13 protein-coding genes and 2 pseudogenes (2 of these 15 only partly in view) are annotated in these 6491 nt (G+C 45.1%); all 15 read left to right on the forward strand.

Annotated features, from left to right (window positions below; translation table 11 throughout):
• Positions 1 to 511 carry the 3' portion of a 50S ribosomal protein L3 gene (rplC, locus tag ACIG3F_RS02815; RefSeq protein ID WP_396469362.1) on the forward strand. It extends 56 nt beyond the left edge of the window, so the window shows 511 of its 567 coding nt (coding positions 57–567); its start codon lies off the left edge, out of view; the stop codon is at positions 509 to 511.
• A gap of 11 nt (positions 512 to 522) precedes the next feature.
• Positions 523 to 1125 (forward strand): 50S ribosomal protein L4, encoded by a 603-nt coding sequence (rplD, locus tag ACIG3F_RS02820; protein WP_004281511.1) that lies wholly within the window; start codon positions 523 to 525, stop codon positions 1123 to 1125.
• Entirely contained in the window at positions 1122 to 1442 is a 321-nt protein-coding gene (gene rplW / locus ACIG3F_RS02825) for a 50S ribosomal protein L23 (RefSeq protein WP_004281510.1), read from the forward strand. Before rplD ends, rplW begins: the two co-directional genes overlap by 4 nt.
• An 11-nt stretch (positions 1443 to 1453) precedes the next feature.
• Positions 1454 to 2278, forward strand: coding sequence for a 50S ribosomal protein L2 (rplB, locus tag ACIG3F_RS02830; protein WP_004281509.1), 825 nt, complete (start codon positions 1454 to 1456; stop codon positions 2276 to 2278).
• 19 nt (positions 2279 to 2297) lie between these two features.
• On the forward strand, positions 2298 to 2573 hold the full coding sequence (rpsS, locus tag ACIG3F_RS02835) for a 30S ribosomal protein S19 (protein ID WP_004281508.1): 276 nt from the start codon (positions 2298 to 2300) through the stop codon (positions 2571 to 2573).
• An 11-nt stretch (positions 2574 to 2584) separates the two neighbouring features.
• A complete protein-coding gene (gene rplV, locus ACIG3F_RS02840; protein ID WP_001982638.1) occupies positions 2585 to 2914 on the forward strand; it encodes a 50S ribosomal protein L22 in 330 nt (109 codons plus the stop codon).
• Positions 2915 to 2936: 22 nt separating this feature from the next.
• A pseudogene (gene rpsC / locus ACIG3F_RS02845) lies at positions 2937 to 3732 on the forward strand (30S ribosomal protein S3).
• Positions 3672 to 4085 carry a 50S ribosomal protein L16 gene (gene rplP, locus ACIG3F_RS02850; protein WP_004281506.1) on the forward strand — a complete coding sequence of 138 codons (414 nt, stop codon included), beginning with the start codon at positions 3672 to 3674 and terminating at the stop codon, positions 4083 to 4085. The pseudogene rpsC and the gene rplP overlap by 61 nt, the downstream one beginning before the upstream one ends.
• Positions 4085 to 4282, forward strand: coding sequence for a 50S ribosomal protein L29 (gene rpmC / locus ACIG3F_RS02855; RefSeq protein WP_004281505.1), 198 nt, complete (start codon positions 4085 to 4087; stop codon positions 4280 to 4282). Before rplP ends, rpmC begins: the two co-directional genes overlap by 1 nt.
• Positions 4279 to 4536, forward strand: a complete 258-nt coding sequence (rpsQ, locus tag ACIG3F_RS02860; RefSeq protein WP_004281504.1) for a 30S ribosomal protein S17 — start codon at positions 4279 to 4281, stop codon at positions 4534 to 4536. Before rpmC ends, rpsQ begins: the two co-directional genes overlap by 4 nt.
• A 91-nt stretch (positions 4537 to 4627) precedes the next feature.
• Positions 4628 to 4996: a 50S ribosomal protein L14 gene (gene rplN, locus ACIG3F_RS02865; protein WP_004281503.1), complete on the forward strand. Its 369-nt coding sequence runs from the start codon at positions 4628 to 4630 to the stop codon at positions 4994 to 4996.
• A 9-nt stretch (positions 4997 to 5005) separates the two neighbouring features.
• Complete coding sequence (gene rplX, locus ACIG3F_RS02870) at positions 5006 to 5323, forward strand: 50S ribosomal protein L24 (protein ID WP_004281502.1); 318 nt, start codon at positions 5006 to 5008, stop codon at positions 5321 to 5323.
• 16 nt (positions 5324 to 5339) lie between these two features.
• Complete coding sequence (gene rplE / locus ACIG3F_RS02875) at positions 5340 to 5876, forward strand: 50S ribosomal protein L5 (protein WP_005094146.1); 537 nt, start codon at positions 5340 to 5342, stop codon at positions 5874 to 5876.
• A gap of 9 nt (positions 5877 to 5885) precedes the next feature.
• The gene (gene rpsN, locus ACIG3F_RS02880; protein ID WP_004281500.1) at positions 5886 to 6191 is read left to right on the forward strand and encodes a 30S ribosomal protein S14; all 306 of its coding nucleotides are present in this window, start codon (positions 5886 to 5888) and stop codon (positions 6189 to 6191) included.
• A 66-nt stretch (positions 6192 to 6257) separates the two neighbouring features.
• Positions 6258 to 6491, forward strand: a pseudogene (gene rpsH, locus ACIG3F_RS02885) (30S ribosomal protein S8); its annotated part runs 34 nt beyond the window's last position; the annotation flags it as partial.

The following is a 6491-nucleotide window of genomic DNA, read 5'->3' on the forward strand; positions in this document are numbered from 1 at the left end:
TGATGGTTATCAAGCGATTCAAATCACTACTGGTGAACGTCGCGAATCTCGCGTAACTAACGCTCAGAAAGGCCACTTCGCGAAAGCGGGTGTTGCAGCTGGTCGTCTAGTTCAAGAATTCCGTGCTACAGAAGCTGATCTTGAAGGTCGTGAAGTTGGTGGTACGCTTACCGTTGAATTGTTCCAAGTTGGTCAAGTTGTTGACGTAACTGGTCAATCTAAAGGTAAAGGTTTCCAGGGTGGTGTTAAGCGTTGGAACTTCCGTACGCAAGATGCAACTCACGGTAACTCAGTTTCTCACCGTGTTTTAGGTTCTACTGGTCAAAACCAGACTCCTGGTCGCGTATTCAAAGGCAAAAAAATGGCTGGCCATTTGGGTGCTGAACGCGTAACTACACAGGGTCTTGAAATCGTTGCTATCGACACAGAACGTTCAGTTCTAGTTGTTAAAGGCGCGGTTCCTGGTGCTACTGGTGGCGACGTAATCGTTCGTCCTACGATCAAGGCCTGAGGGGAAATAACGTGAATTTAAATACTGTTTCCGGCTCTGCTGTTGAATTATCAGAAGTTGCGTTCGGTCGTGAATTTAATGAAGCTCTTGTTCACCAAGTGGTTACAGCTTATTTAGCTGGTGGCCGTCAAGGTTCAAAAGCTCAGAAATCACGTGCAGACGTTTCTGGCGGTGGTCGCAAGCCATTCCGTCAAAAAGGTACTGGCCGCGCTCGTGCTGGTTCTATTCGTAGCCCAATCTGGGTTGGCGGTGGTAAAACTTTTGCTGCTCGTCCACAAGACTGGTCTCAAAAAGTAAACCGTAAAATGTACCGCGGTGCTATGCAATGCATCCTAGCTGAACTTGTTCGTCAAGATCGCTTAGTTTTAGTTGAAGAGTTTGCTGTTGCAGCTCCAAAAACTAAAGAATTGCTTGCAAAACTTAACGACTTGAATGCGACTCGCGCATTGATCGTTACTGATGCTGTTGATGAGAACCTGTATCTTGCTGCGCGCAACATTCCACACGTTGATGTGGTTGATGCTGCTGCAATCGATCCGGTTAGCTTGATTGCGTTCGACAAAGTTGTTATGTCTGTAGCTGCTGCTAAGAAAATTGAGGTAGAACTCGGATGAACAACGAACGTATCTATCAAGTCCTGCAAGGACCTGTATTCTCAGAAAAAGCACAAGTTTTAGGTGAAACTGCTGGTGTTCAAGTGTTTAAAGTTGCATTAAATGCAAACAAGCTTGAAATCAAAAAAGCAGTGGAACAACTCTTTGGTGTGGAAGTTGTTAAAGTTAACACGACTATCACTAAAGGTAAGTCTAAACGCTTTGGTAAAACATTAGGACGTCGTTCTGATGTTAAAAAAGCATACGTCACCCTGAAAGCTGGCCAAGATGTTGAAATGGCTGACTTGGGCGATACCGCTGAAAGCACAGCGGAATAAGGACGAGAATTATGCCTATTCAAAAATGTAAGCCAACGTCTCCAGGACGTCGCTTTGTAGAGAAAGTGGTTCACGATCACCTTCACAAAGGCGCACCATACTCTCCGTTGGTTGAAGCTAAAAAACGTACTGGCGGCCGTAATAACAACGGTCACATCACGACTCGTCACGTTGGTGGCGGTCACAAGCAGCACTACCGTCTAGTTGACTTTAAACGTAACAAAGATGGTATTCCTGCAACTGTAGAGCGTATCGAATACGATCCTAACCGTACTGCACACATTGCACTTGTATTGTATGCTGACGGTGAGCGTCGTTATATCATCGCTCCTAAAGGCCTTCGCGCTGGCGATAAAGTACAGTCTGGTAACGATGCTCCAATTCGTCCAGGTAACTGCTTGCCGCTTCGCAACATGCCTATCGGTTCTACTCTTCACAACATCGAACTTAAAATCGGTAAAGGCGCGCAGTTAGCTCGTTCAGCTGGTACTTCAGTTCAGCTGTTGGGTCGTGACGGTTCTTACGCTATCGTTCGTCTACGTTCAGGCGAGATGCGTAAAATTCACGTTGAATGCCGTGCTGTGTTAGGTGAAGTATCTAACTCAGAAAGCAACCTTCGTTCACTAGGTAAAGCTGGTGCATCACGCTGGCGTGGTGTTCGTCCTACCGTTCGTGGTATGGCGATGAACCCAGTTGACCATCCACATGGTGGTGGTGAAGGGCGTAACAAAGGTATTCAACCTGTAAGCCCATGGGGTCAAAAAGCTAAAGGGTACAAGACACGTACCAATAAGCGTACGACTAAGATGATTATTCGCGACCGTCGCGTTAAGTAACAAGTAAAGGAATCTGACAATGCCTCGTTCTCTGAAAAAAGGCCCATTCGTCGATGCGCACTTGTTCGCTAAGGTTGAAGCGGCTATCGCGGCTAATAACCGTAAGCCGATCAAAACTTGGTCGCGTCGTTCGATGATCCTCCCGGATTTTGTTGGTTTAACAATTTCTGTACACAATGGCCGTAACCACGTTCCTGTGATCGTTTCTGAGCACATGGTTGGTCACAAGCTTGGTGAATTTGCACCAACTCGTACCTATCGCGGTCACGGTGTTGACAAGAAATCTAAACGTTAATGGGTGCTATGATGGAAGTAACTGCTAAATTACGCGGTGCCGCTATCTCGGCACAAAAAGCTCGTTTGGTTGCAGATCTTATCCGCGGCAAATCTGTTGCGCACGCTCTTAACATCCTTAACTTCAGCAACAAAAAAGCTGCAGTTCTAGTTAAGAAAGCGTTGGAATCTGCGATTGCAAATGCTGAACACAATAACAGTTTAGATGTAGACGACCTTAAAGTTTCTACGATCTACGTTGATGAAGGCATGAGCCTGAAACGTATTATGCCACGTGCTAAAGGCCGTGCAGATCGTATTACTAAGCGTACTTGTCACATCACCGTTAAGGTAGGGGTTTGATATGGGTCAGTAGGTTCATCCAATCGGTATCCGCCTAGGTGTTGTGAAACGTCATAACGCTAACTGGTATGCGAATCCGAAACAATACGCTGAATACTTGCTTAAAGATCTTCAAGTTCGTGAGTTTTTGATCAAAAAACTTAAAAACGCGATGATCAGCAATATTCTTATCGAACGCCCTACAGGCGCTGCTAAAGTAACTATTAGCACTGCTCGTCCTGGTATCGTGATCGGTAAAAAAGGCGAAGATATTGAGAAACTACAACGCGAATTGACATCTATCATGGGTGTTCCTGCGCAAGTAAGTATCAATGAAATTGATCGTCCAGACTTAGACGCGCGTCTAGTTGCTGAAGCTATCGCTTCTCAATTGGAAAAACGTGTAATGTTCCGTCGTGCTATGAAGCGTGCGGTACAAAACACCATGCGTGCTGGTGCTAAAGGTATCAAAGTAGAAGTTTCAGGCCGTTTAGGTGGTGCTGAGATTGCTCGTACTGAGTGGTATCGTGAAGGTCGTGTACCTCTACATACGCTTCGTGCAGATATCGACTATGCGACTATGCGTGCTGAGACTACTTACGGTACGATCGGTGTTAAAGTTTGGATCTTCCGTGGTGAGATCTTGGGCGGCATGAAACAAGTCATGAACCCAGCTCCAGCAGAAGAACGTCCAGCTAAACGCGGTCGTGGTCGTGGTGAAGGTCAAGAGCGTCGTGGTCGTCGCAATGATCGTTCTGCTGAAAAAGGAGAATAATCCATGTTGCAACCTAAGCGTACTAAATTCCGTAAAGTGCAGAAAGGCCGTAACACTGGTCTAGCACACCGCGGTAGCACAGTATCTTTCGGTACTATTGCACTTAAATCAGTTGAACGTGGTCAAATGACTGCGCGTCAAATTGAAGCAGCGCGTCGTACAATTAGCCGTCGTATTAAGCGTGGTGGTAAGATCTTTATCCGTGTATTCCCGGACAAGCCGATTACTTCTAAGCCTCTTGAAGTGCGTATGGGTAAAGGTAAAGGTTCTGTGGAATATTGGGTTTGCCAAATCAAACCAGGTAAAGTCTTGTACGAAATTGATGGTGTTAACGAAGAACTGGCTCGCGAAGCGTTTACGCTTGCAGCAGCTAAGCTTCCGTTTAAAACCGCTATCGTGACTCGGACGGTAATGTAATGAAAACTAAAGATCTACGTGAAAAGTCGGTAGAAGAGTTGACAGCTTTGCTTGATGAGCAACAGCTTAACCAATTCCGTCTTCGTATGGCGAAAGCAACTGGTCAATTGGGTAAATCGCATGAAGTTGCACTTACTCGTCAGACTATTGCTCGTATTAAGACCCTCCTTACCGAAAAACAGGGGAACGGACAATGAGTGATAAAACAGTCCGCACGTTAACTGGCAAAGTTGTAAGCGACAAGATGGATAAATCTATCGTTGTGCTTATTGAACGCCAAGTTCAACACCCGTTGTATGGCAAATTAATCCGCCGTTCAACAAAATTACATGCTCATGATGAGAACAACACAGCGAAAGCTGGTGATGTTGTAACCATTAAAGAAAGCCGCCCAATTTCTAAAACTAAGTCTTGGACTCTAGTTGAAGTTGTTGAAGCAGCTGCTGAGTAATTAACGTTCTTGTTGCATCATCGGTCAATTTCGAGTACTCTTTGAGCCTTTCGAAATTTCGACCGGTGTTGCTCGGTTTTGGAGTAGGGCAATGATTCAGACCGAAACTATGCTCGACGTAGCAGACAACAGTGGTGCACGCCGCGTACAATGTATTAAAGTACTTGGTGGCTCGCATCGTCGTTATGCTTCTGTTGGCGACATTATTAAAGTTACTGTAAAAGAAGCAATTCCACGCGCACGTGTTAAAAAAGGTGACGTGATGAATGCAGTTGTGGTTCGTACAAAATTCGGTATCCGTCGTGCAGACGGTTCAGTGATTCGTTTCGACGATAATGCTGCTGTTATTTTGAACAACAACAAAGCGCCGATTGCAACTCGTATTTTCGGACCAGTGACTCGTGAACTTCGTACTGAACAGTTCATGAAAATTATTTCATTGGCTCCTGAAGTTCTATAAGAGGCGATCATGGCTAAGATTAAAAAAGGCGATCAAGTAATTGTGATCGCAGGTAAAGAAAAAGGCAAACAGGGTACTGTTCTGTCTGTTTCTAATGACCGTGTTAAGGTTGAAGGCCTTAACTTGGTGAAGAAGCACCAAAAGCCGAACCGTGCTACAGGCGCTGAAGGTAGCGTTGTAACTCAGGAAGCTTCGCTTCATATTTCAAACGTGGCAGTTTTTAATGCTACAACCCAAAAGGCTGACCGTGTTGGTTACCAAGTGATTGATGGCGTGAAAACTCGCGTATTCAAATCAAATGGTGAATCAGTGGCGGTAGCGAAGTAATAGGTTGATATAGGCCATGGCCAGACTTAAAACACGTTACAATGACGAACTTAAAGCTCAGTTACTAGAGACTTTAGGCGTTAAGAATGTGATGGAGATTCCTCGCATCACTAAAATCACGATCAACATGGGTGTTGGCGCAGCTGCTGCTGACAAAAAACTCCTTGATGGTGCTCTTTCAGATATGCAAGCTATTGCTGGTCAAAAACCAGTACTTACGTTAGCTCGCAAATCAATCGCTGGTTTCAAAATCCGTGATGGTTGGCCGATCGGTTGTAAAGTTACTTTACGCGGCGAACGTATGTACGAATTCTTAGACCGTTTGATCTCGATTGCGATCCCTCGTATCCGTGACTTCCGTGGTTTCTCAGCGAAATCATTTGACGGTCGTGGTAACTACTCAATGGGTCTTAAGGAACAGATCATGTTCCCTGAAATCGATTTTGACAAGATTGATCGTATTCGTGGTATGGATATTACCATTACTACGACTGCTCGCACCGATGACGAAGGCCGTGCGCTAATGCGTGCATTCGGCTTCCCGTTCAAATAAGAGGTCGATATGGCTAAGAAAGGTATGATTAATCGCGAAGCGAAACGCGAAGCTACTGTTGCGAAATACGCTGCAAAACGTGCTGAATTAAAAGCTACGATTGCCAACGTAAATGCATCAGACGAAGAACGTTTCGAAGCGATGATGAAATTACAGGCATTACCACGTAATGCATCTCCAGTACGTCTACGTAACCGTTGTGGTTTAACTGGTCGTCCTCATGGTTACTTCCGTAAGTTCGGTTTAAGCCGTAACAAATTACGTGAAACAGTAATGCAAGGTGATGTACCTGGCGTTGTTAAGGCAAGCTGGTAAGGAGCACTATAGATGAGTATGCAAGATACCGTTGCCGACATGCTAACACGTGTTCGTAACGCACAAATGGCGAAGAAACAAACTGTTTCTATGCCTAATTCTAAGTTGAAGGTAGCAATTGCTAACTTACTTCAACAAGAAGGTTATATTTCAAACGTAGAAGTTGCGGATGCTGAAGGCAAACCAACTCTTACTTTGACTTTAAAGTATTTCGAAGGCAAACCAGTTATCGAAACTGTGAAGCGCGTAAGCCGTCCAGGTCTACGTCAGTATCGCGGTAAAGATGCACTTCCTAGCGTT

Origin of the sequence: Acinetobacter sp. NPDC052428 (genome assembly GCF_044547685.1) — a bacterium.
In the GTDB taxonomy this organism is placed as follows: Bacteria; Pseudomonadota; Gammaproteobacteria; order Pseudomonadales; family Moraxellaceae; genus Acinetobacter; species Acinetobacter lwoffii_G.

Coding starts and splice junctions, on each gene's coding strand:
- rplE (WP_005094146.1), top strand. CDS start 5,340: ATGGCCAGACTTAAAACACGTTACAATGACGAACTTAAAGCTCAGTTA.
- rpsS (WP_004281508.1), top strand. CDS start 2,298: ATGCCTCGTTCTCTGAAAAAAGGCCCATTCGTCGATGCGCACTTGTTC.
- rplB (WP_004281509.1), top strand. CDS start 1,454: ATGCCTATTCAAAAATGTAAGCCAACGTCTCCAGGACGTCGCTTTGTA.
- rpsN (WP_004281500.1), top strand. CDS start 5,886: ATGGCTAAGAAAGGTATGATTAATCGCGAAGCGAAACGCGAAGCTACT.
- rpsQ (WP_004281504.1), top strand. CDS start 4,279: ATGAGTGATAAAACAGTCCGCACGTTAACTGGCAAAGTTGTAAGCGAC.
- rplW (WP_004281510.1), top strand. CDS start 1,122: ATGAACAACGAACGTATCTATCAAGTCCTGCAAGGACCTGTATTCTCA.
- rplN (WP_004281503.1), top strand. CDS start 4,628: ATGATTCAGACCGAAACTATGCTCGACGTAGCAGACAACAGTGGTGCA.
- rplV (WP_001982638.1), top strand. CDS start 2,585: ATGGAAGTAACTGCTAAATTACGCGGTGCCGCTATCTCGGCACAAAAA.
- rplX (WP_004281502.1), top strand. CDS start 5,006: ATGGCTAAGATTAAAAAAGGCGATCAAGTAATTGTGATCGCAGGTAAA.
- rplP (WP_004281506.1), top strand. CDS start 3,672: ATGTTGCAACCTAAGCGTACTAAATTCCGTAAAGTGCAGAAAGGCCGT.
- rpmC (WP_004281505.1), top strand. CDS start 4,085: ATGAAAACTAAAGATCTACGTGAAAAGTCGGTAGAAGAGTTGACAGCT.